We start from the raw sequence: 24,614 nt of genomic DNA, 5'->3' as shown, positions 1-24,614 counted from the left end.
ACTGGTCAAATTTCAATCATATAGCCACTGCATTTATGTAATTAAACAACACCTATGCCATAGGAAGATTTACAGTAATGGTATTAATGATCTCTTGTTCAGGAGTAGAACCTAGAGAAACCTGTTGTAAGGCTTTATCAACTTGAGATGTAAGTTCTGCGTTATTCATAGGTTCAGCATGAGCACGCAAGCTCTCTAAGGCAGACTTAATCAGCGCTAGGTTATTATCTTCGAGCGCTACGTACAGCGTGACAAGTAGCTCTTCGGTGTTATCTTTGTTTCGCAGATCAGGTTTAGGTAATGACTCACTGTTACTTTTCGAATCATGTTTTTCAACATCCGGGCTATCAAGATCATGAGCTTTAACTTCATGGTATTGGTAAAGCTTGTTCGAATAGCGGAACAACGCATCATCCAACTCACGCTCATCAATCGGCTTGGCAATAATATAATCCACACCCGCACCAAGCATACGTTCGCGAGTCTCTTTAAAAACATCAGCCGTACAACCAAACACCAGTACCGATGATATCTCGCCGATCAAAGCACGAATAGCCGTGGTTGATTCAACGCCGTCCATCACTGGCATATGGTTATCCATCAGTATCAAATCAAAGCGTTCAGCCACCACGGCTTGTATCGCAAGTTCACCATTTTCGACACTCTTACAAGTAAAGCCTTTACTGCTCATAAAGGTTTCAATGATGACAGTATTGGTTCGGTTATCCTCGACAATCAGTACCTTCAAGCCAGAGTAATCTAACTTCTTATGTGGCAAGCTCTCTATTTCGCCAGGCTGGCAAGGCTTAATTTTCAAGCGAACATCGAAGCTGGTGCCTATCCCTTCTTCGCTGGTGACGCTAATACTGCCCTCCATCAACTGGGCAATTTTCTTCACAATCGCTAACCCGAGACCAGTACCGCCAAAGCGCCTCGTGGTCGAAGACTCAGCTTGTTCAAACGGTTTAAAAATACGTTTTTGTGCTTCTTTAGATATACCAATACCGGTGTCGCGAACTCGAATACTAAGGTAGGTATCACTCCCTTCTACGACTTCTTTAAGGTACACCTCGACAAAGCCTCGAGAGGTAAACTTAACGGCGTTGTTTAAGAGGTTAAACAGAATTTGGCGAAGGCGTGCTTTGTCTGAGAAGTACCAACGGCCAGAAGGCACTTCAGAGTACACTTTGAATTGAAGCCCTTTCTCGGAAGACAAGGTGTAATAGACACTGTTGATACTACCTATGATTGAATCAAGCGGGAATCGTGTTTCATCCAGATCTAACCGACCCTGCTCTATCTTTGAAAAATCCAAAATTTCATTGAGTAACGTCATCATATGATCACCCGAATCATACAGGCTCTTAAGATGCTTCTCTTGCTCTGCGATCAAAGGGGTTTTCAGTAAGATCTGGGCCGTCCCTAATACACCATTCATCGGGGTACGAATTTCGTGTGACAAGGTCGCAAGAAAGGCCGTTTTGGCATTGGTTGATGCTTGAGCTTTAACCTTCTCAGCTTCGAGATAGATGGTTTTTTCGTTGAAGGTTTTGATCAAATGTCCGATTTCATCATCACTAGAGTAGTCAACATCGATGATCTCGCCCGCTTTAGAACTATCAACTTGGGCGGCAATCGTTGTGATTGGGCTTATCAAATAGCGGTTCAGTAAGTAATAACCGGCCATGACACACAACAACAACAGCGGCACAATACCGCCTTCAACGCTCATTACCTGACGAAACACTTCGTCTGCTACTCGTGATTTTGAGTTGACGACATCCACTTGCCATCCAAACTCTCCAAATTGGTTACTACTAATATAAATCCCATCAACGAGATTGAAGTTATGAGAAACCAACACTTGGTTAAGTTTGTCTCTTAGAGTAATACCAAGGTTGTATTCTTCCGCATGGTTCTTGATAAAGCCGAGCAACTCTTCGAGTGAGAGATCCACCGTCGCGACACCTGCAAAAGTTCCATCGTAATAGTAAGGTGAAGATGCTGTGATCATTTGAACATGTGTATATGGGTCAATATACACATTGCTCCATGCAATGGTTCCCTGCACTTTGTTTACTACAGATGTATACCAATATTCGTTTTGATAAGGCGCATTTTTGGGGTTGTTATAAGAAAAGAGCTGGTCAATATCACCATCGTCGGCTTTGTTGAAAAAATAACTGTTAAGGATTTTATCAGAATCCAATGCATGCGGTTCTGGCCAAATACCTGCGCTGACGATCGTGTCATCGCTCGCCGCCAACATTGACTTAATAAATAACGGTATAACATCAGTATCACTGCGCTGCGCCTGAGCGAAACCAACCAAACTATCAACAAAACCTTGAGAGCTACTGAGGGGCTCTGTAATCAATTCCGATAACAGTTGTGTACGCAAGTCGAGATTTTGTTGCAACTTAGCGCGTACAGGAGATTCTACGACGTAATACGTCACACTACCGACAATGGCAATGAACATTGCGAGGTATACACCAAGCGCTACCATACTTTTTTTCTTAAGAGACGACCGTATTTGCATAATTATCTTGTTGTTTTCTTTTCTGTTTAACCTAGTGTTTATCACTAATGACATCAAGCGTTTTTAGATTGAAGCTTGATTGGCGCAAGTTCATTGGTACTATAAGCGCAAATATGTTCCCTTTTACGGTACCTCACTTTGACTTTACAAGATATTCTTGCGCTTCCAGAGTTGGAAGGAAAGCTAATCACAGAACACAAAACCATGGGCTTTGTCACTGCAATGGCAGCCGCTCCAAATGTGTTAACTCCTCATGAATGGCTACCATTCCTTTGGGGTGGCGAAGAAGTCGCGCCTTTTACCGACGGTGAACAGCTGGAAAGCTACATTGAAGTTATCATCGCGCTTTGGAACAAAACCCGCCCAGAACTGATCGAAGGTACTTGGGTATGGCCTGAAGCTTGTCAATTAGATGATGCAGAAGTTGTAAATACAGCCGCTCGCGATTTTTGTGAAGGCTTACTTCAAGGTTGGCAGATAGCCCGTGATGATTGGGAAACACTGATGCCCGAAGACAGCGAAGACAACGCATTGGTCGGCGGCGTGTTGCTTTCACTAAGCATGCTTTACGATCCAGAAACTTCCATTGCTACGCTTGCAGAACAAGGCATCGAAGGCCTTGAGCAATTTGAAGAGATCTTTAATGCTGTGCCAGTGATGCTTTGCGGGTTAACGCAACGCGGTATCGCATTAGCCGAAGCTCAATAATTTTCCATTCTCTCTAAAGCGAGAGATATAAAAGAAATAAGCTGCGCTATATTCGAACGATAGTAAGAAGGCCTCACAATGAGGCCTTCTTTCGCTTCAGGAGAGACTAAATAGCCATCTAAAAGCCTTTCCAATCGAAATGATCAATTCGCTCATCGGCAATGTAAAACAACTTAGTGCCGCTGCTGACAACTTGGTCTAACTCCGGATTAAGCTCTATACCACTCCCCGTATCAATCGCGATCAGCGTTGCTTTATACTTCTCTTTGAATACAGAGAAAATAGGCGCGACGGTTACAGGTTCGGCATCTTTAGGGTAATACGTCGAATACTGTGTCATACCTCTAGTTGAGCTTAAAAGCTCTTGATGAAGCGCACTTGAGCCAGGGTCAACCGCAGCTTTAGCCAGCATTTCGGCACCCACTGCCGGAATACATTCAGAGTTTGGGCAATGTTGATGCAGTAAATCGCTCAACGCCTCATCTTTAAAGTAAACCAGAAGATGAGCCTTAGGGTTTCGGTTCGCACAATAAAGCGCTGCAGACAGCGTGATGTCGTCTTCGGGGTTATCAATAAGAATACAGCTGGCTGACTCAATGCCCGTTTTCTCCATCTCTTTACCATCGGTGTAGCTGTTTACCTTAACGAAATTGATCTCACCGGGTAACGGATTTTCGATATCTGAACGCGTACATAATACGATTGGTCGCTTGCCCGTTTCTTCATGTTGCAGCATACGGATGAGATGAATGGTTCTTTGCTCATTCCACCCCAACATCAAAATGTGGTTTTCCACTCTAACTCTCCTTTTACCTAACAAGCCCGCTCGCCAATATTCAACACCTTCTGTTGCCACCTTACCCAGTAAAGCAGCGAAAAGGCTGAGCCCTCCAGGGATAACAAACAAAATAACAATCCATCGCCCCGCTTCCGTTGTCGGTGACAAATCGCCATAACCAACCGTAGAAGCCGTCACGACTAAATAGTATGCAAATGTAGTAAACGAGTTGGTTAAGTCCGTTTCACCCGCTAAATACAATGTCGACCACGATAAAAACACGTAGCCGAGGAAAGTAAACAGTAGGTTTTTACCATTCAAAACAAATATATTCGCTTTGACCCAACGTTTGAGTTGTAACCAGATTATCATTAGAGCCTCTAATCCATTTCTCTTAGTTACATGCTAGAAAAAATAAATGATATCAACAAGATGTATCTTAAGAAAAAGGCACATGAGCCCCAAATAATGCCAATAGTCCACATTTAGGTACAAAAAGACTTAGAAATACCTACAAACAATTTCTGGAGTAAATCAAAACTGAACAAAAAGTCATGTGAGTTACTTCCCCAGAGGCACAATCAATGGAGTATGACTTACGGGATCATCAATAATAACGCTATCTAAGCCAAATACTTGCTTAACGAGTTTGGCGTCAATTAAAGACTTAGGTTCCCCTTGTGCGACAATTTCTCCACCAGCAAATGCAATCAGATGATCCGCATAACGACAGGCTTGATTCAAATCATGCAGCACGGCGACGATAGTGTGTTTTTTCTCTCTATTGAGGCTGCGGAACAACTCCAACAAATCGATCTGGTGTGCGACGTCCAAATAAGTTGTCGGCTCATCAAGTAATACTATCGGTGTCTTTTGTGCTAATACCATTGCAATCCAAACTCGTTGTTTCTGACCTCCTGATAGTTCATCAACCTGCCTCTCGGCCAAATCGGTGACACCAGTATCTTCCAGCGCTTGGAAGACCGCCTCTTGATCATCTAAGCTCCACTGCTTAAACAGTTTTTGATGCGGATAACGGCCTCTTGCTACCAAATCAACGACTCGAATCCCTTCTGGAGCTTGTGAACTTTGGGGAAGTAACCCCAACTCTCTCGCCAACTCTTTAGCTGGTACTTTTTGGATATTCTGACCATCTAGACAAATTTGGCCTTTAGAAGGTTTCAATAAACGGCATAAGCTTCTCAATAAGGTCGACTTTCCGCACCCGTTGGGTCCGACAATGACCGTAAATTTACCTTCAGGAATATGAAGTTCGAGATTTTCACAAATAACGCGATTCTCGTATGCAAGTTTAAGGTTACTTCCATTTAGTCGAGAGGTTGTTTTGGATTTAACCGGTGTCGATAGGCTCATAAGTTTCTGATTTAATTTATGTTAAACAATATCCCCAAGTAACGTTTAGCTATTTGCTTATTTAGCCAATTACTTAACTAAATAGCTCTAGCTATTCAGTTACTTGGGAAAGCGTAGCATCAAGAATAGACTTGTTGCTGCTCAAGGTTACGCTTTGTTTCTTCGGGGCTAAAACAGGCAGCGTTACACAATTTCAAGTTCAGTTGGGTACACCATAACCCATTGGAGCAACTTGTCATTTTTGAGTACTGATGTAACTCGGTAAACTTAAGAAGTATCGCTCTCATTGATCGTATGAGTACCTATGCTTAAAACTGGCGAGATCGGGTCAATAGCCAAATTAAATATATGCCACCTACAATACCCGTCATCCTGCCTATCGGCACGCTTGCTTGAAAAGGCAACCATTGAATTAAAACATCCGCAGTTAAGACCAACAACGCGCCCATAAGAGCTGAGGAGAACAAGGATAATGCTCGCGACTTTCTCAATCGACCAACTAATTGAGGAGCAGCAAGGGCAATAAAGGCAATAGGCCCAGCAGCTCCTGTCGCGAATGCGGCTAAGACCACAGCAAAGAAAATCATAGAAAGACGGACTCGCTCTACTCGGATACCCAGCTGAGTTGCGATGTCATCCCCCATCTCTATCATGGCAAGCGCACGCTTTAGCATCATCATAAAAGGGAGGAGGAGAAATACCCCTATAAGTACAGGATAAACATGTGTCCATGTCCTAGCATGCAGTGATCCTGCAAGCCATAGATTAGCCAAAATGGCATTGTCTAAATTACCCTTAACTAACATCAGGCTGTTCAGCGCACTCAAAATGGACCCGATCCCAATACCAGTGAGTATTAAGCGATACCCTCCAACCACTCCTGCTTTTACCGCAAGTAAGTAAACGATAACGGCCGTGATTACTCCACCGACTATCGCCGCGATTGCCACTTCGATTGCCCCTTGCTCAAACAAAACTATTTGAGCAATTGCACCGGTCGCAGCCCCCGTAGTAAAGCCAATGACATCAGGAGAACCAAGAGCATTTCTTGATACCGATTGAAATACCGCACCAGAAATGCCTAACGCAGCCCCAACAAAGACCGCAGTAAGAACCTTAGGTAGTCTTATGTTAAAAATTATTCGCTCTTTTACGCCCCCCTCTCCAACCCCAAGAATGATATCGGCCACTTGAGGCAACGAGATATTAAACTTACCCAATGTTATGGAATAAGTTGCGATAGCGAAAACTGATATCAACAAAATCAATGCGACAAGTATATGAGACGGTTGATAACAGAAAGAAAACTGACCGAAGCGTACAACACTTCCCGAGCCAGAATTTTGAAGAGTGCAAGGCTCAATCATCATAGGGGAGATATCTTCCAACGTTTCACTAAGAATACAAAGAATGGCCCGCCGATTAGAGCAATCATAATGCCGACACTGATCTCATTGGGATACCCGACGATCCGGCCTAGTACATCAGCGACAACTGCCAGAATGGATGCAATCAGTAAAGAGAAAGGCATTAACCATTTATGATCAGGCCCCGCCGCCATCCTTGCAATATGAGGGGCAGTAAGACCAACAAAGCTGATAGGACCAGCCGCCGCAGTAGAGGTCCCCGCTAAAACCACAATAGCAATAGAAGCAAAACACCATATTTTGATCGGGTTAACACCTAAGGCATGACCAATATCGTCCCCTAACGAGACAGTATCCAAGGCTTTACTTAATGAAAATGCGATTACTAATCCAATGGCTATTAACATGGCAGCCGGGATCAAGACATCGTAACCTCGCCCTTGAAATGACCCCACAGCCCAATGTCTATATTGTTCAAACACCATTTCATTGCTGTTTATTGTGATCATATGAGTCAGTGCAAGCAACACAACCGACAAAGCAGTTCCCGCCAATACAACTCTTACAGGGTTAACCCCTTTATTTACCCCAGCAAGGGCAAAAACACCCGCTCCGGAAACAGCCGCCCCAAGCAAACCAAACCACATCACATAGGCCATATCATGGATACCCAGAAAGGCTATCGCTGAGACTATGGCAACTGTCGCCCCCGCATTGACACCGAGTATCCCAGGGTCTGCTAATGGGTTACGAGTTAAGCCTTGCATGATAACGCCTGCAACACCAAGCGCACCGCCAACAACTAAAGCTAACAAGGTGCGTGGAATTCGAAGGTGGACAACCAATAGATGATCACTGTTGGTTGGATCAAAAGAAAAAATCGCATCCAAAGTCACTATCGGCGATATGTAATGCGTGCCGATAAAAATGCTAAAACACGAGGCAAAAAATAACAAAACGACTCCCGCCATCAGCCATAGTCGTCGTTGTCCATTTCTTATCTGTTCAAATGCTTCTGCAGGACTAGTAATACTTGTCATTACGGACATCCTTTACCCATTTACCATTGGCATTAACCATTAGCCTGCATTTGTATCTCGTTCAAAAAGCTGAACAATGTCGTTAACGATTTCAGTAGCACTATACATATCGATACGAAATGAATTTTCACCTAAACCAAAGACTTGTTTATTCTGGACGGACGGAAGGTTGTTCAGGATTGGGTCGTGCATAAATCGATTAGCGCTGTCATCACTCGCTTCTAGCAAAAATGTGGTATCAGCTTTAAGTTGAGTCAGCAGTTCAAAGTGGACGCGCATAAAATCTGATAAAGGCACGGTGTTGTCATGCCATTGACGATTTTGCACTTCCATTTTGAAACCGAGGTCAATGAGCAAGTCGGCATGAACGCCGTCCTCTAATGCGATAGCATTGGTTGCTCCAGGTCCAAAATACGCCACAATATTGGTTTCGCCTTCTGGTATCTTTAGTTTGTTTTTACTCTGGTTAACGAACAACTCAAACTGGCTAATTTTTTGTTGGGCTTGTTCTTCTAACCCTGTCGCCTGTCCAAGCCTCAAAGCCAAGTCTTGCCATGATTGTGCGGTGTAATCCAAAATAATGGTTGGTGCTATTTGCTTAAATTCAGCGATTTGATCTCTCGCCGAATCACCACCGCGCCATGCTACAACAATCAAATCAGGTTCATAGATATAGGCAGACTCTAAATCAACGCTGCCAGCAGGCCATGCCTTTTCGACGCTTCTCTGTTCAGCAATATCTGCCCATTGACTAAAAAACTTCCCTTCATAAGTGAGTGCTGTTGCGGCTAAAGGAGCATCAATAGCCAGTAGCGTCCCACTAATCGTCACCGAGGTAGAAAGGATTCGAGTCGGTTTAGATGGGAGCACTGTCTGTGAGCCATCCGCATTGACGAAAGTCTTGGGATAAGTATTTTTATATGTCATTTCGGTTTCTGCGAAAACAGAAGCCGAAGCTGAAATCAAAAAAACAACAATGATCTTAAACACGAAATTAATTTTAAAAATTACATTGATTCTCATTTACTGCTTACACTTCATTTAGTCTGAGTTTAATTATTAAGATGGACTTGCTGTGGTGATTACTAAATCAGAAAAATCATGGCTGAAACATCTATCGAATAAATTCAATAAAGCTGATTAGTACTCTTCATCCATAACTTCATGACGTTCATCATGGTACGCTTCTTCATCCTTACCTCGTTTCCAGTAAGGAATCGCATACATATCTTTTTTTGACAGCTTGTACTCTTGTTTAAGCGCTTTACGACACGCAATCACGCTTTCATTTTCACCCGCAATGAAAGCCGAAAGCGAGTGAGATCCATTCGGTGCAATTAAGCCGGAAATAGCTTCGCTCAATAGATATTGATCGCTATTTTCGTCTCTAATTAGCCACTTCAGAACCAGACCTTGCGGATGCTGAATATCATGCTTATCTGCGGCATCCTCTATCTCGATAAATACATAGCCTTGAGTGTCAGAGGGAAGGCTCTCCAAAATAGCACTAATGGCTGGTACTGCTGTTAGGTCTCCCGCAATAATATGCCAATCTGCGGGTTCAAGTAATGGGTCAGGCCCAGCAGGACCTACAAGGCCAATTTGGAAGCCTTGTTCTGCTTTAATCGCCCATCCGCCACCGGGAGAATCGGTTCCGTGGATCACGAAATCGATATCAAGCTCATTCACATCAGCTCGATACTTTCTTACGGTATAGGCTCGAGGCACGGGTTTATGCTCAGGCCAAATCACAGTTTCACCTTCTCGGTAAGGTAACTGCAATATCCCACTAGCTCTATTGGGGAAAAACACTTTTATGTGTGTACCATTTTGATCTTCAGGGAACCCTTTTAAAGAGTCGCCCGTAACAGTTACTCGCAGTAGATGCTTTGAGATCTTCTCCTTACGAACAAAGTCCAACAACATCGGATGTAAACGCACTGGTTGATCGCTCATCAATTTTCCTCTTAAAGAGATCTACAGTATTGAGGGGAAAGCATGACTTTGGTGGGAGCCTCTCCTAATGATCAGAGTTTTACTCATAGGGTCTTCGCCACTTTCCATGCTAATGATTTCAAAATAAACGCCTTGTTTTGAGCAAGGCGTTTTATTATATCTAACCGATTAGAAGTACAATTCTACTGAACCACCAATTTGGCGAGGTGCTTGCTTCGTAATATCATCTCCACCGAAATTGAATGTTTCTTTTTGAGAATCAAACAAGTTTGTAGCGAATAAAGACATACGTCCGTTAGTAAACACATAGGCAACTTGTGCATTTGCAACCCAGTAAGCATCAATACTCTGGTTAGCTGAGTTTTCAACGTCACTGAAGTAATCTCCAGTGTAATTCGCATTACCACTCAATTCGAAATTCTCAGCAAACATGTATAAAGCACCGAAGCTTGCCGTCAAAGAAGGGGCTCGAGCGAGTTCTTTTGAGCTATTAGCATGATCTTTGTAGCTTGTTTTCAACAAACCAAGTGAAGCCAATAGTTCTAAGTTAGATGTCGTTAACCAACGGCTTCCTAGTTCTGCACCGTAAGTATATGCTTCATCAACATTATCAACTTTCACATCACCTTTTGACGAAGTCTCCAGTACTTGGAAATTATCGTAGTCGTTGTAGAAGACGTTAGTTGTTAACTCAAGTTCATTATCTAGCAGACTATGGCGAGTGAAGAATTCATAGTTCCAAACGTATTCGTCTTCATACGTATATGAAGAAAATGCCCACGTTTTGTTATTGAAGCCAACACCGCCACCTCCAGAGTTAAAGCCCTTAGCTGCTCGGATACCCACGGTTTGGTCTGATTCAGGCTTATAGGCAACTTCAAGCTTAGGAAGGAATACATTTGATGTTTCATCATAATCTAAGCCAAAACGACCCGGGGCAACATAGCGTTTTTTGCTTTCGCGTTCGAATCGCCCTGCCGCTACAACTTCGATGCTCGGCATCACCAAGTACGTCACTTCAGCGAATGCCGACATAGCACGGTTTTTGCCTTCCATTGGTATAGATGACCCAGTCTGTTCAAATACATCGTCATCTTCAGATTTGAAGTAGCGTAAACCAAACAAACCAGAGAGATCTTCGCTAAGGGAATCAAATCGAACCAAAGGCTCTATTTGGAATTCATTACCTTTGGATTTGAAATCCTGCTTTCTGCCTGCAGGGTCAGTGATTCGGTCGTAAGTGCGATCGGTGTAGATCAAATTATTTTCGAACACTAACGTATCTGAGATGTCATAAGATACATCCCAAATGCCGCTTGTTGACTGAGTTTCGTAAACAGCTCTATTGATCTTTGTTTGTTGAGATTCCGATTGAGGTCCCACGGTATCCATATGGGCAATCGTCAACGTGGTTTTGAACCCAGGAAGGCCCGCTGGCTCTAGCAAAAATTTACCACGAGCTGTCGTCATTTCAATGCGATTAGGGTCACCGACAGGTTCATACGCAGTAAGGTCTGCATAACTACTGCGCTTTTGTTGATCAACACTCAATCTGAAGGCCAGTTGATCTTCTAGTATTGGCGCCGAGATAACCGCAGCGGTTTGAGAATAGTCTTGCTGACCAATAGCAGCCTTAACTTTGGTCTCAAAATCGTAAGTCGGATCATTGGATTTTAAAACGATAGCACCCGCAGACGCATTTCGACCTTGAACATAGCTTTGCGGTCCAAGATAAATTTCCGCTTGCTGCATATCCCATAAAGATCGAGGGCCAAACGCAACTTCAGAATAGCTGAGTGAACGTCCATCAATTGAAAGGTTCAACCTTGGCGTAGATCCACCAAAGGCAGCAAGACCACCGAATGAAGGGCCTGAACCATCAACACCACGAATCGATGGTAGGTTATTACCCTGACCTGAATCTACAATGTTTGGTGTTAGCTGCAGCAAGTCATCGACCTCAGATGCGCCTGGAGTACTCGCGATACGATCTTCATCATACACATGCACGCTTGAGCCCGTATCATAAATCGAACGTTCTATTTTCTCGCCATACACGGTAACTTCAAAAGTAGTTTTTTCTTCGTTAGCGGTAGTTTCATTATTATTGTTTGTCGCTGCAACAGCTTGACCACTGACACAAAGTCCCATGATGATTGCAGATAAAGTGCGTAGTTTGAATTTGCTATTTCCTAGCTCATCCACTGCCGCGGGGCGTAATGCTCTCATTTAAAATTCTCCTTGATTAAGCATTAACTTTAGGTTGACTCATGTAACGGCATTTATAAGGAAAACTAGGGAAGACATTCAAAAGGTTGAAAACGCAACAACTCAAAACGAGTATCAGCTGTACTTCCTTAGCTCCTTATTGACCACTGCTTTAATACATGAGCCAAAATTCCGACTGAAAACCGTCACATTGAACAAACCTTAAAATCACTCAACGAATAAATTGAAAAATGATTTTCCTTTCAATGACCTGACGAATTTTCAATCGTACTTTATCGGTTGCATATTTAAATGTAAAGCATTCTCATTTGATATTGATAATAATTATCATTTTATCGATTAGCTTGAATTTGGCATTCTGATTTTTGATGGTTAGAGCACCTAACGAGATGCCCTATTCATGAAGGAGGGTTGAAACAAAAATTAAAAAAATAAGACAGCATTAAGCTTATGCAGAATTAATCTAAGACAGAGTTTAGATCTTTAGATAGGTACTTTAGTAAATGATTAGCAGGCTGAGTAGGTAATCCTACTCATCTCATGAACAGTTAAGCGGTAGCCTGCAATTCCGCTATCACTGACACCAATAATCGAATATTGCTCTCCTCCTAAAGCGCTCGTGCGGACTGACCATCTCGCTGATACTGGCTCGTGAACACTCTGTCTCAGACGTACCATGGCCATAAAAATCAGGACTTATAAATTGATAGCTATTACTAATAGTGGTATTTGCTACGATTGGTACATATCTAATGCAAACAGCAGCTACTAGTCAGACTAGATAGAGGCTAATATTCAGATACAAAAAAACCAGCACTGCGGCTGGTTTTTTAATGATGATAAATGCACCACATTATAAAGACTGCTAGTTATAAATATTGGATCATTTATAACCTCACGTCATTATATTAAGCGTTGCCTTTCACTTGCACGTTAAGCTGCTCGGCAAAATCTAGCATGCGGTTCAATGGGATAAGGGACTTCACTCGTAGCTCGTCAGAAACGAAGATCTCGTGTTGCTCGCCACCATTCTCAAGCGCATTTTCAATCGCTTCAAGGCCGTTCATTGCCATCCAAGGACAGTGCGCGCAGCTTCGACAAGTTGCACCGGCACCTGCTGTCGGCGCTTCAATCAGCTCTTTTTCAGGAACCAGTTGCTGCATTTTGAAGAAGATACCTTTGTCTGTCGCGACAATCATCTGTGGATGAGGCAGCTCTTTTGCTTTCTTGATCAGTTGACTTGTTGAACCAACAGCGTCAGCAAGTTCAACCACGCTTGCTGGTGATTCTGGGTGAACCAAAATAGCCGCTTCTGGGTATACTGATTTCATTTTCTTCAAAGCATCAGCTGAGAACTCATCATGAACAATACACTCACCTTGCCAAAGCAACATGTCAGCGCCAGTTTGATTTGCGATGTAAGAACCTAGGTGACGGTCTGGGCCCCAAATAATGGGTTTGCCTTCAGCGTCTAGGCTTTCAACGATTTCTAAAGCGATGCTCGACGTAACTACCCAGTCTGCACGAGCCTTAACAGCCGCAGAGGTATTCGCGTATACAACCACTGTATGATCAGGGTGAGCATCACAAAATTCTGTAAATTTGTCTGCAGGACAGCCAAGGTCAAGAGAACATTCAGCTTCTAGTGTTGGCATTAGAATGCGTTTTTCAGGTGTAAGAATCTTTGCAGACTCCCCCATAAAACGAACGCCAGCGATGATCAAAGTGCTTGCCGAATGGCGGTTACCAAACTTAGCCATTTCTAATGAATCGCCAACAAAACCACCAGTTGCTTCAGCTAGAGCCTGAATTTCAGGATCTGTGTAGTAGTGTGCAATTAGAACTGCATCTTTTTCTTGAAGTAGTGTTTCGATGTTTGCGATGTGGGCCTGCTTCTGAGCATCGCTCAGTGGAACTGGCTTAGGCGGAAACGGGTAAACTGTATCGATTTTATCTAGTATATGACTCATTGCTCTTGCTCTACGCAACTTCTTCCGAGAATTAGAGTATTCTACACAGGACAGCGATTGGGATCAAAAAGGATTGGTTTCAAGCGATGACTAACTAATGCTTAAAACGCATAAACAAAGCAATGCGTTGGCATTACAAAGAAGAGAAGTAGACACAAAATGGAAGTGACCAGATATAAAAAAGAGGTACCTGAGCACCCCTATTTTGTTTTACAAGTGGGTTTTAGCCACTTTAGCCGAAGCACTGTTTGGGTACTCGGTTACGACTTGTTGGTAATATTTCTTAGCTTGCGTCGCGTTATTGTTACGCGTAGCTATGTCACCAAGCTTAACCAGAGCATCAGAGCGCTTGTTAGAGTCTTTGTATGACACAACAGCGGCAAAGCTCTTCACAGCTTCCTTATCTTGCTTTTTAGCGAAATAAAGCTGACCTAACCAATAATGGGTGTTAGGCGTGAAGGTAGAGTCTGGGAAGTCTTTTTGAAACTTTTGGAATGCTGCGATCGCACCCGTATAGTCTCGCTGCTTTAGAATCATATCTACAGCATTTTGATAAGCGGTTTGCTCATCAACATCAGTACTGAACGTACCAGAAGCATCTTTAGAGCCTTCGCTCGCCGCTACTGCTACCGTTGCTGTTCCTGCTGCTTTCACCTCGCCTCTCACGCGGTCCAGTTCAATGAACAGTTCACGTTGGCGCTCTAGCATTTGTTTCATATCGTAGCTGTTTCGTTCCAGCTCACCACGAAGTTCACTGATCTCCAGTGCCATGTCGTCGATTTGCTGCTGCATTTGAAGCTGAACGAGATTACGGTTTTGAAGCAAGCGCTCTAAACGCTCAATATCTGATTCGTTAGATGCTGATCGAGAGGAAGATGTTGAATTTGTTGCGGTGCTATTGAGATCGGATACTGGAGCTGGTGCAGCGAACGTAGTGTTCGCTGCACTTGCCAGTAACGAAAGCAAAATGACTCGCTTTGTGTTACTGAACATGAGGCAATTCCTCAATTATATAGCCTACTAAAATTAGTAAACTAGTACTGCACGACGGTTTTTAGCGTACACATCTTCAGATTGACCTAGAAGAAGTGGCTTCTCTTCACCGTAGCTTACGATAGAGATTTGGTCTGCTTGAACACCTAGAGCTTGTAGGTATTTCGCTACAGCTTGTGCACGACGCTCACCAAGTGCGATGTTGTACTCAGGAGTACCGCGCTCATCAGCGTGACCTTCAACAGTAACGTTCATATCAACGTTCTTAACTAGGTATGCTGCGTGAGCTGCAAGCATTTCTTCGTAGTCGCCTGCGATAGTAGAGTTATCGAATGCGAAGTAGATTGTTTGAGTTTCGCGTAGCGCTTGCTCTTTAAGCTCTTGCTCAGACAGTTGACCGTTAGCGTCAATTGGCGTTACAACAGTTGTATCTACGTTGCCTTCTGAACCAGAAGTAGTTTGGTTGCTTTCTGTGCCAGATGTTGCAGAAGTTGCTTCATCAGTTGAGCTACATGCCGTTACTGCCATCACTGGTAGTGCAATCATCAAGCCTTTAAGAACTTTGTTAAGTTGCATCTTTTTTTCCTTACGTTATCAAACTTAGTTTCTACAGCGACTAAGTGCTATAGATAGTTAAATGCCACAATAGTTAACACTATCAATAGCTAAAAGAATGTATCAAATAAACTAGAGAAACGGTGACCACGAAGGTGCTCTTACGCGTCCGTTCGTTGCCGGTAATCTAGCTTTAAAACGACCATCGATAGAAACCATCGATAGTACATTTGTTTTGTTGTAAATAGAGCTATAGATCACCATACCTCCATTCGGTGCAATACTTGGAGATTCATCTAACAATGTTTTTGTTAGCACCTGAACCGCACCGGTTTCCAAATCTTGTTTAGCCAAGTTAAAACCTGAGTTGCTACGATTGACCATGATCAGGAATCGTCCGTCAGGGGTTATCTGACCACCTAAGTTTTGGCTACCTTGCCAAGTAATACGAGATGTCGAATTATTTGACAAATTTACATTATAAATCTGTGGTTTACCACCACGATCCGATGTGAAAATTAGAGACTTGCCATCTGGGTGCCAGAATGGTTCAGTATTATTAGAACGGCCGCGGGTAATTTGAGTCAGCTTACGGCTAGCAAGGTCGAGAGTGTACACCTGAAGGCTACCTGTTTTCGACAATACCAACGCCAATGTTTTACCATCTGGCGAGAATCTTGGAGCACCATTATGACGAGGGTATGACGTCACTTTCTCGCGCTCACCCGTATAAATATTCATAATGAATATTTCAGCTTGGCCATTTTGGAAACTCACATACGCAAGCTTCTTACCATCAGGAGACCATGCCGGAGACATAAGAGGCTGCTTAGAACGAAGTACTAAACGTTCGTTAAAGCCATCATAATCAGCAACGCGAAGCTGGTACGGGTATTTGTCTTTGTCGTTCACAACTACGTAAGAAATACGCGTTAGAAACGCCCCTTTCTCACCCGTTAGCTCTTCATACACTAAATCAGAGATTCGGTGTGCGTACTCTCTCAAGCGTTTACCAGGCACTGTCGCTTTCTTGTTGAACAGCACATGATCTTTAGAAAGTACTAATTGGCCTTCATCGCTTAGTGCACGGCTTTGCCCTTTAGTCAGTTGACCACGAACAATGTCGATCAGTTGGTAGTTCACCACATACTGCCCTTCGGCATTTTTAGTGATGCTACCTGTTAGCAAGGAATCAACGCCTAGGTTAGTCCAAGCATCAAAGTTCACCTCGGTTTCGCTGTAAGGCGTTTGAGGCATTTTACTTGTCGCAACTGGGCTAAATTTACCACTTCGTTGCAAGTCAGAAGCGATAACTGCTGATACATCGTGCGGCAATGGTCCTGCGCCTTCCCAACGAAAAGGGACAATAGCGATAGGTCGTGCAGAGTTAATACCGTCTGTAATAACCAGCTCCAGTGCCGCATGGGCAAACTGGCTGCTTGTAGCTATTAAGAAAACAAAACTCAGTAATAGTTTCTTTAACACAAGTTCGTCCTTTTACTCTGGTGATACAGTTAAGTTAATGTCTTTCAGTGATTTCACAATGTCTGGGTCTTTAGGCAACGGGTAAGATTGCACTTGTGCCACCGCACGCTTGGTTGCCGCGCATAAACGGCTGTCACCATCTAAGATGCTCAAACTACCCAATATCGCATTAGAGCCCGTTGGAATAAGCTTAAGGTTTACTCGACATGAGCGACCTCGATAACTGTCTTCTAACAACAGGTTCTGTTGGATCAGTTGAGTATAGATAGCACCATAACGCTGCGCTTCATCACTAATAAACTGCTGTCTTGCAGAAGAGTTTTGAGTCGCTTCAGTTTCAAGCCCAGCAAAAATATCGTTCAATGCCGCTTCTTGCTGTTTACGCTCTTTCTCCGCTCTTGCTGCAGCTTCTTTCGCTCTACGGGCTTTTTCTGCTGCGGCTGCCGCTTCTTTCTCTTTCGCTATACGTTGTTTCTCAGCACGTTCAGCGGCTTCTTTTTCTTTACGAGCTTTTTCAGCGGCCTCTTTCGCGGCTTTTTCTTTCGCCACGCGTTCTTGTTCAGCTTTAGCAATGGCCGCTTCTTTTGCCTTGCGTTGTTTTTCTGCTTTCACAACCGCGGCTTCTTTCAACTTACGATCGGCTTCTGCTTTCGCGGCTTTCTTTTTCTCTTGTTTTAAGCGCGTCTCTTCAACTTTACGTTGCTTTTCATTTTCAACTCGACGCTTTTCCGCTTCGCGAGCCGCTTTGGCTTCTTTCGCTTGCGTTTCTTTCAGCCTTCGAATGTTTTCTTCTTCAGCTTTACGATTTTTTTCAAGTCGTTCGCTTTCACGTCTTAGTTTATCTAAACGCTCTTGCTCTTTTTTGCTCGCCGCTTCTCTTTGTTGACGAATCTGTTGAGCTTGCTGGCGAACCAACTGAGGATCAATCACCACAGCTTGAACCATCTGCCCTGTCGGCTTTGGTTCTGACATTGTGAAATCCGCTCCCCAAATGAGCGCAACGAATAGCATGACGTGCAGCCCAAGAGAAATAAGAAGCGGTGACCTAAAATTATTGGATTTTTTATTATTCGCTTTCATGAATGCTACGGAGCTATTCCCTTATATCCGTTAAAAGGCCAACCTTTGGCACACCTGCACGGCTTAATTCATCAAGTAATATAACCACTTCAGCGTAAGGCGTTGCGGCATCACCGCCAACTGCCACTGGAGAATTTGGCTTCAGAGACAGTTCCGCCTTCACTCGGACGATAATATCTTCCAGAGACAAGCCTCGCTGAACCTCTTCGTTATTCACACTCAAACCAAGTTCGCCGTCTTTGTTCACTTCAACGATAATGAAACTCGCGTTGTCGTCACCTAAGAGATCTTGTGCCGACTTAGCCGTTGAAGCCTGAGGCAATTCAACATCTACGCCTTGAGTGACAAACGGAGAAGTCACCATAAAAATGATCAGCAAAACAAGCATAACGTCGATGTAAGGTACAACGTTAATCTCTGCTGTCATTTTGCGTTTTTTAGGTTGGTATCCGGCCATCGGTTATTCCCTGCCAGCCATCGCTTGACGGTGAAGAATGCTATGGAACTCTTCAGAGAAAGTCGCGTAATTATGCTCTAACTTACCCACACGGCTGCTAAAACGGTTATACGCCATTACAGCTGGAATAGCAGCAAACAGGCCCATTGCTGTCGCGATCAGTGCTTCTGCAATACCAGGAGCAACCATTGCTAATGTCGCTTGCTTCACTTCACCTAATGCGATGAATGAGTGCATGATGCCCCAAACGGTACCAAACAATCCGATGTATGGACTGATAGAACCGACCGTTGCTAGGAAAGGTAAATTGGTTTCTAGCTCGTCTACTTCACGGGCAACCGCTACGCGCATTGCACGTCCGGTACCTTCCATAATGAAGTCTGGAGACGCTGCATTTGATTTACGTAGGCGAGCGAACTCAGTAAAGCCTGCGTAGAAAATCTCTTCAGTACCAGAGAGTTCGTCTTTGCGCTTGTTGCTCTCTTGATACAATTTAGCGAGATCAACGCCTGACCAGAACTTATCTTCAAACACGTCAGTTTGTTTAGTCGCTTGAGATAATACTTTGCTTCGTTTAATTATCATCGCCCAAGATACAACAGACATGCCCATGAGAATTAGCATGACCATCTTAACTAGTAAGCTAGCTTCTAAAATTAGGCCTAAGATTGAGATTTCAGCAGTCACTATTCGTTAGCTCCGTGAGAATAAATGTTGGCATTGCTTTGGGTTTCATTTTTTGATTGTCGATACATGCTACCTTAACCATTGCTTTACACAATGCTTTGCCATCAGGATTTACGATCTCTTGACAGAAGACCAAGGTAGCTCGCTTCAACTCGTAAATATTTGTAATGACTTGTAAAGAATCATCCAGGCGCGCACCTTGAATAAAATCGATGTCCATATGTCGGACTACAAAACCGATATTTTGTTCTAACAAGACTTGCTGAGATACGCCAATTGAGCGCAACATCTCAGTTCGAGCGCGTTCGAAAAACTTAAGATAGTTTGAATGGTATACAACACCACCTGCATCGGTGTCTTCGTAATACACTGTCACTGGCCACGTAAATGGCTTAGATAATCCCTGCAATTTGATACCACAATTCAAAACGATAAAGATCTCACTATAACCTAACTCCTTATCATTAATAGTATATCGCTGTGAATTTTTTGATTTAACAGACGAAAAAAAAGGCCATCTGTATAAGATGACCTCTTTTTGGCTAAAAACCCAACAAGCATAAAGGTTCACGTCGTTCTGAACCTAAATCCTTTGCCTTTTATAAAAGGCGCAGCACCGTTAGGTAGAGCAAAATGGTGAGTGAAACATACGGACTAAACAGTAGCTGCCACATCCAAGCTCTTGGCTTAAATCCGATACCGTAAACCATGCTTGAGCATACTGCCCAAATGAACATAGGCCCGATGATCGCGTTAAAGCCACCGATGCTTGTCGCATACGCTTCAGGTTCCCACATCACTAAACCTACATGCATGAAACCCAATACTAAAGATAAAGCTCTTAAAAGAGTTTTATCCATTGGTTGATGCAGTTTAGCGATTTGCTCTGCGAGATTACTCACTGTCTTTATCCATCATTTCTGAATGCTCTAACCATAGAGCATTGATGATGCCGAATGCACATGCTAGAAGTACACCCAAAATCCATGCGAAATACCACATAAAATTTCTCCTAAGTTATTTAACTTCTAGCTTAGTAAGCTGAAACGTCGTTATCTTCGATGTGTTTCTTATCTAGACGACCGAACATTTTGTAGTATGTCCACGTTGTGTAGCCAAGAATCACAGGAACCATTACCGCCGCAACTCCAGTCATAAGACCAAGCGTTAGCTCACTTGCTGTTGAATCCCACATAGTCAAACTATGGTTAGGGTTCAGGCTTGATGGCATTACGAATGGGAACATTGCAAAACCAGCCGTTAAAATAACACCAGCGTTAGATAGGCTTGAGAACAAGAATGCGAAACCACCACGCTCAAAGCGAGATGCAATCACAGCAAGTAGTGGCATTACTACACCAAGAATCGGCGCAGCCCACATTGCTGGATACGTTTCGAAGTTTGTCATCCAAGCACCAACTTGAAGTGATACTTCTTTGTTTAGTGGGTTTGAATCAGCAAACGTGTCTATCGTGCTTGTGATTACATAGCCTTCAATAGACTGAACCCAGAAGCCACCGATAACGAATAGAGCAATAGCAATTAGGCCAGTGATCTGAGCAACGTTTCGAGCGCGGCTGTGCAGTTCTTCTGTTGTCTTCATTTGAAGCCATGTTGCACCTTGCATCACGAACAACATCAGCGCCAACACGCCACATAGCAATGCAAACGGGTTTAGCAGAGCGAAGAACGTGCCATGGTACTTAGACATCATCAGGTAGTTCAGTTCGAATGGAACACCTTGCAGTAAGTTACCAAATGCTACACCAAAGATGATTGGTGGTACTGTGCCACTAAAGCAAAGTGCGTAGTCCCAAGCTTTACGCCATTTTGGCTCTTCAATCTTAGAGCGGTAATCAAGAGCAAGCGGACGTAACCAAAGTGCAGCTAACGTCACGTACATTGCAAAGTAGAAACCAGAGAAAGACGTTGCGTAAACCAGCGGCCATGCAGCAAACAATGCACCACCCGCAGTGATAAGCCAAACTTGGTTACCATCCCAGTGAGGGGCAATCGTGTTTAGCATAATACGACGTTCAGTGTCGCTCTTACCGATAACAGGAGACAGAGCAGCAACACCCATGTCAAAGCCGTCAGTTACGGCGAAACCAACCAGTAGAACACCGATCAATACCCACCAAATAAGTCGTAAGCTTTCGTAATCAAACATAATATTCCCTCACTTATACTTCGACTGAACGGCTAACTTTGTCTTCAACAGAGTTATCGTTTTGTTCGAAGTGGTAACGGCCTGTCTTTAAGCTACTTGGACCTTTACGTGCGAATTTCAGCATTAGGTAAACTTCAGCAATCAAGAACACTGTGTACAGTGCAAGAATCGCGAATAGAGAAGTCCAAAGCTGTTCAATAGTCAGTGCTGATGCAGCAACGTTAACCGGTAGGATTTCACCAACCGCCCATGGCTGACGACCAAACTCAGCAACGAACCAACCTGCTTCAATCGCAATCCAAGGTAGTGGAATTGAGAATAGTGCCGCTTTAAGTACCCATGGTTTCTGTTCGATCTTCTGACGACACGTTTGAACAAACGCCGCACCGAATACAAACAGCATGATGAAGCCACAAGCAACCATCAAACGGAATGACCAGAACAGAGGCCAAACTGTTGGGATAGAATCATCCGCAGCCATTTGGATTTGGTCTTCTGTTGCATCAACAACGTCGTCTGTATAGCGCTTAAGAAGCAGTCCGTAACCTAGGTCACCTTTTACTTCATCAAATGCCGCTTTGTTCTCTTCTGAACGATCACCGCCACGTAGCTTTTCAAGTAACTCATACGCATACATACCAGTACGAATACGATCAACGTGATCGTCACGTAAGTCACGTAACCCTGTTACTTCAGTATCAAAAGAACGTGTTGCAATAATACCCATAACGTAAGGGATCTTAATTGCGTAGTCTGTGTGCATGGTTTCTTGGTTTGGAACACCAAATACCGTGAATGCGGCTGGAGCTTCTTCAGTGTGCCATTCAGCTTCAATAGCTGCTAGCTTCACTTTTTGAACTTCGCCAAGTTCGTAACCAGATTCATCACCTAGCACGATAACTGACAAGATTGCCGCCATACCGAAAGATGCTGCAATCGCAAAAGAGCGACGAGCAAAGGCTAGGTCACGACCTTTAAGAATGTAGTATGAGCTGATACCAAGGATGAACATTGCACCCGTTGTGTAACCAGACGCTACTGTGTGTACGAATTTAACCTGTGCTACTGGATTTAGTACAACTTCAGCGAAGCTCACCATTTCCATACGCATAGTTTCAAAGTTAAATTCCGCACCCACTGGGTTTTGCATCCAGCCGTTAGCTACCAAGATCCAAAGCGCAGAGAAGTTAGAACCAAGTGCTACTAACCACGTTACCGCTAAGTGTTGACGCTTTGACAATCTGTCCCAACCGAAGAAGAAAAGACCAACAAAAGTAGACTCTAGAAAGAATGCAACAAGCGCTTCGATAGCCAGCGGAGCACCAAAGATGTCGCCAACATAGTGAGAATAGTATGACCAGTTAGTACCGAACTGGAACTCCATGGTTAAGCCTGTCGCTACACCAAGAGCAAAGTTAATACCAAACAATTTACCCCAGAACTTAGTCATGTCCTTGTAAATTTGCTTGCCAGTCATTACATAAACTGACTCCATAATGGCAAGTAGAAATGCCATACCTAAAGTCAGTGGAACAAATAGGAAGTGATACATCGCTGTAAATGCAAATTGCAATCGCGACAGATCAACAACATCAATCATGGTAACTCCTTTGTGTCGGCTGAATGACACTTGTGTGATTATTCACCGCAAAAATCCGTGTTAAAACAATTCGTGAAGTTGTTATTACAAGTTGGAATTTGTAGTAAAAACGTACCGTTATAGTTAGATTATTGTTAAGCATGAGCTAATATAGCTGCCGCTAATATTACTGGTAAAATCAGTATGTTTCAAAAGGTTTATAGGAGAACCTTGCTTTGATTTGTATCAATTTTATTCAAGCAAATTAGAGTTATTTTTGAACAGTTATGATTAAAATCACACCAATTATGTCTCTATTAATAGCAGCATATGATATCTGTGACAAAAGCGAAGCACCGCATCAACATATGAATTACAACTACCCATAAAGTGTTAACAAAAAACATGACAACTTATTTCACTTTTTGTTACTCAAATCAAACGTGAAAACAAAGTTTTCATTTTTGAGGCGTAGCTATTCAGCTTTTTTATCGACTCGCTCAAAGAGTTGTTATTCAGTAGAAAGCAAAAAATCCCAGCGCTTATGCAACTGGGATCTTTAAAAATGAATAAATTAACGATTAGACGGTTTATCTATGCCGAAGTGCAAATACGCTCTGTCGGTCGCGATTCGACCTCTTGGCGTTCTTTGTAGATAACCTTGTTGAATCAAGTAAGGTTCTAACACATCTTCAATGGTATCTCTTTCTTCACCAATCGCCGCAGCCATGTTGTCTATACCAACCGGCCCACCACCAAACTTCTCCATAATCGCAAGCAAAAGCTTCCTATCCATGTAGTCGAAACCTTTAGCATCGACATCCAACATGTTTAGCGCTTTATCAGCAACCTCTGGGCAAATATGTCCATCGCCTTTCACTTCCGCATAGTCACGAACACGGCGCAGTAAACGGTTAGCAATACGTGGCGTACCACGTGCTCGGCGAGCAACTTCTAACGCCCCTTGCGATTCCATAGAAAGACCAAGACAATCAGCACTTCGCTGAACGATGTTTTGCAAATCTTCAACTTTGTAATACTCAAGACGCTGAGTAATACCGAAACGGTCACGCAACGGCGATGTCAGTGAACCAGCACGAGTGGTTGCGCCAATCAAAGTGAAAGGAGGAAGGTCGATCTTGATAGAACGTGCCGCTGGGCCTTCACCAATCATGATATCTAATTGGTAATCTTCCATTGCCGGATACAGAACCTCTTCAACCACAGGACTAAGGCGGTGGATCTCATCAATGAATAGAACATCATTTTCTTCAAGGTTGGTCAGCAATGCCGCCAAGTCACCTGCTTTTTCCAATACAGGTCCTGAAGTGGTACGAATGTTCACATCCATTTCATTAGCAACAATGTTTGCCAATGTGGTTTTTCCCAAGCCTGGAGGACCAAATATCAACAGATGATCGAGCGCCTCATTACGCATTTGTGCTGCTTTGATGAAAATTTCCATCTGACCACGGACGTGATCCTGACCTTGATAGTCAGCCAGTGCTTTAGGGCGTATTGCACGATCAATGACATCTTCATCTTTGAATACTGGGTTGTCCGGTGCAATAAGGCGATCGGCTTCAATCATAAATTCTGATATTCCTAACTATGCGCTTCTTGACGATGCGCTTCTTGACCCTG

22 protein-coding genes are annotated in these 24,614 nt (G+C 43.4%); 1 reads left to right on the top strand and 21 read right to left on the bottom strand.

Features of this window, described 5'->3' with window-relative positions:
• Positions 1-52: 52 nt before the first annotated feature.
• Entirely contained in the window at positions 53-2,542 is a 2,490-nt protein-coding gene (locus K08M4_RS05635) for a hybrid sensor histidine kinase/response regulator (RefSeq protein ID WP_435532556.1), read from the bottom strand.
• Positions 2,543-2,680: 138 nt separating this feature from the next.
• Between K08M4_RS05635 and K08M4_RS05630 the strand changes: the two genes are divergently transcribed.
• On the top strand, positions 2,681-3,250 hold the full coding sequence (locus K08M4_RS05630; RefSeq protein WP_009846406.1) for a UPF0149 family protein: 570 nt from the start codon (positions 2,681-2,683) through the stop codon (positions 3,248-3,250).
• A gap of 118 nt (positions 3,251-3,368) precedes the next feature.
• On the opposite strand, the gene K08M4_RS05625 is transcribed toward K08M4_RS05630, so the two are convergent.
• The 20 genes from K08M4_RS05625 to ruvB all read right to left on the bottom strand — a co-directional run bounded on the left by K08M4_RS05625 (position 3,369) and on the right by ruvB (position 24,561).
• Positions 3,369-4,400, bottom strand: coding sequence for a potassium channel family protein (locus K08M4_RS05625; RefSeq protein WP_009846405.1), 1,032 nt, complete (start codon positions 4,398-4,400; stop codon positions 3,369-3,371).
• Between the two features lie 189 nt (positions 4,401-4,589).
• Positions 4,590-5,402, bottom strand: coding sequence for an ABC transporter ATP-binding protein (locus K08M4_RS05620; protein ID WP_086049143.1), 813 nt, complete (start codon positions 5,400-5,402; stop codon positions 4,590-4,592).
• Positions 5,403-5,710: 308 nt separating this feature from the next.
• Complete coding sequence (locus K08M4_RS05615) at positions 5,711-6,772, bottom strand: FecCD family ABC transporter permease (RefSeq protein ID WP_086049142.1); 1,062 nt, start codon at positions 6,770-6,772, stop codon at positions 5,711-5,713.
• Positions 6,769-7,809, bottom strand: coding sequence for a FecCD family ABC transporter permease (locus tag K08M4_RS05610; protein WP_086049141.1), 1,041 nt, complete (start codon positions 7,807-7,809; stop codon positions 6,769-6,771). Before K08M4_RS05610 ends, K08M4_RS05615 begins: the two co-directional genes overlap by 4 nt.
• A gap of 39 nt (positions 7,810-7,848) precedes the next feature.
• Positions 7,849-8,832: a Fe2+-enterobactin ABC transporter substrate-binding protein gene (gene fepB, locus K08M4_RS05605; RefSeq protein ID WP_086049140.1), complete on the bottom strand. Its 984-nt coding sequence runs from the start codon at positions 8,830-8,832 to the stop codon at positions 7,849-7,851.
• 117 nt (positions 8,833-8,949) lie between these two features.
• The gene (locus K08M4_RS05600; protein WP_086049139.1) at positions 8,950-9,765 is read right to left on the bottom strand and encodes a siderophore-interacting protein; all 816 of its coding nucleotides are present in this window, start codon (positions 9,763-9,765) and stop codon (positions 8,950-8,952) included.
• A gap of 168 nt (positions 9,766-9,933) precedes the next feature.
• Positions 9,934-11,994 carry a TonB-dependent receptor gene (locus K08M4_RS05595; RefSeq protein ID WP_086049138.1) on the bottom strand — a complete coding sequence of 687 codons (2,061 nt, stop codon included), beginning with the start codon at positions 11,992-11,994 and terminating at the stop codon, positions 9,934-9,936.
• Positions 11,995-12,902: 908 nt separating this feature from the next.
• A complete protein-coding gene (nadA, locus tag K08M4_RS05590; RefSeq protein ID WP_086049137.1) occupies positions 12,903-13,964 on the bottom strand; it encodes a quinolinate synthase NadA in 1,062 nt (353 codons plus the stop codon).
• A 210-nt stretch (positions 13,965-14,174) separates the two neighbouring features.
• Positions 14,175-14,957 (bottom strand): tol-pal system protein YbgF, encoded by a 783-nt coding sequence (gene ybgF / locus K08M4_RS05585; RefSeq protein WP_086049136.1) that lies wholly within the window; start codon positions 14,955-14,957, stop codon positions 14,175-14,177.
• A gap of 33 nt (positions 14,958-14,990) precedes the next feature.
• On the bottom strand, positions 14,991-15,533 hold the full coding sequence (gene pal, locus K08M4_RS05580; protein WP_009846381.1) for a peptidoglycan-associated lipoprotein Pal: 543 nt from the start codon (positions 15,531-15,533) through the stop codon (positions 14,991-14,993).
• A 111-nt stretch (positions 15,534-15,644) separates the two neighbouring features.
• Positions 15,645-16,997, bottom strand: a complete 1,353-nt coding sequence (gene tolB, locus K08M4_RS05575) for a Tol-Pal system beta propeller repeat protein TolB (RefSeq protein WP_009846380.1) — start codon at positions 16,995-16,997, stop codon at positions 15,645-15,647.
• A 12-nt stretch (positions 16,998-17,009) separates the two neighbouring features.
• Positions 17,010-18,077, bottom strand: coding sequence for a cell envelope integrity protein TolA (gene tolA / locus K08M4_RS05570; protein ID WP_086049135.1), 1,068 nt, complete (start codon positions 18,075-18,077; stop codon positions 17,010-17,012).
• Between the two features lie 13 nt (positions 18,078-18,090).
• Positions 18,091-18,534 (bottom strand): protein TolR, encoded by a 444-nt coding sequence (tolR, locus tag K08M4_RS05565; protein ID WP_086049134.1) that lies wholly within the window; start codon positions 18,532-18,534, stop codon positions 18,091-18,093.
• Positions 18,535-18,537: 3 nt separating this feature from the next.
• The gene (gene tolQ, locus K08M4_RS05560; RefSeq protein WP_009846377.1) at positions 18,538-19,221 is read right to left on the bottom strand and encodes a protein TolQ; all 684 of its coding nucleotides are present in this window, start codon (positions 19,219-19,221) and stop codon (positions 18,538-18,540) included.
• Positions 19,211-19,648 carry a tol-pal system-associated acyl-CoA thioesterase gene (ybgC, locus tag K08M4_RS05555; RefSeq protein WP_017104273.1) on the bottom strand — a complete coding sequence of 146 codons (438 nt, stop codon included), beginning with the start codon at positions 19,646-19,648 and terminating at the stop codon, positions 19,211-19,213. The genes tolQ and ybgC overlap by 11 nt, the downstream gene beginning before the upstream one ends.
• A gap of 172 nt (positions 19,649-19,820) precedes the next feature.
• Entirely contained in the window at positions 19,821-20,123 is a 303-nt protein-coding gene (gene ybgE, locus K08M4_RS05550; protein WP_086049133.1) for a cyd operon protein YbgE, read from the bottom strand.
• Entirely contained in the window at positions 20,116-20,223 is a 108-nt protein-coding gene (gene cydX / locus K08M4_RS05545; RefSeq protein WP_000270284.1) for a cytochrome bd-I oxidase subunit CydX, read from the bottom strand. The genes ybgE and cydX overlap by 8 nt, the downstream gene beginning before the upstream one ends.
• A gap of 31 nt (positions 20,224-20,254) precedes the next feature.
• On the bottom strand, positions 20,255-21,391 hold the full coding sequence (gene cydB / locus K08M4_RS05540; RefSeq protein ID WP_009846374.1) for a cytochrome d ubiquinol oxidase subunit II: 1,137 nt from the start codon (positions 21,389-21,391) through the stop codon (positions 20,255-20,257).
• Between the two features lie 13 nt (positions 21,392-21,404).
• Positions 21,405-22,991 carry a cytochrome ubiquinol oxidase subunit I gene (gene cydA, locus K08M4_RS05535; protein WP_009846373.1) on the bottom strand — a complete coding sequence of 529 codons (1,587 nt, stop codon included), beginning with the start codon at positions 22,989-22,991 and terminating at the stop codon, positions 21,405-21,407.
• A gap of 553 nt (positions 22,992-23,544) precedes the next feature.
• On the bottom strand, positions 23,545-24,561 hold the full coding sequence (gene ruvB / locus K08M4_RS05530) for a Holliday junction branch migration DNA helicase RuvB (RefSeq protein WP_009846372.1): 1,017 nt from the start codon (positions 24,559-24,561) through the stop codon (positions 23,545-23,547).
• Positions 24,562-24,614: the final 53 nt, after the last annotated feature.

This window comes from Vibrio syngnathi, assembly GCF_002119525.1.
Taxonomy (GTDB): domain Bacteria; phylum Pseudomonadota; class Gammaproteobacteria; order Enterobacterales; family Vibrionaceae; genus Vibrio; species Vibrio syngnathi.
This window is presented reverse-complemented; position numbering and strand designations above follow the sequence as displayed.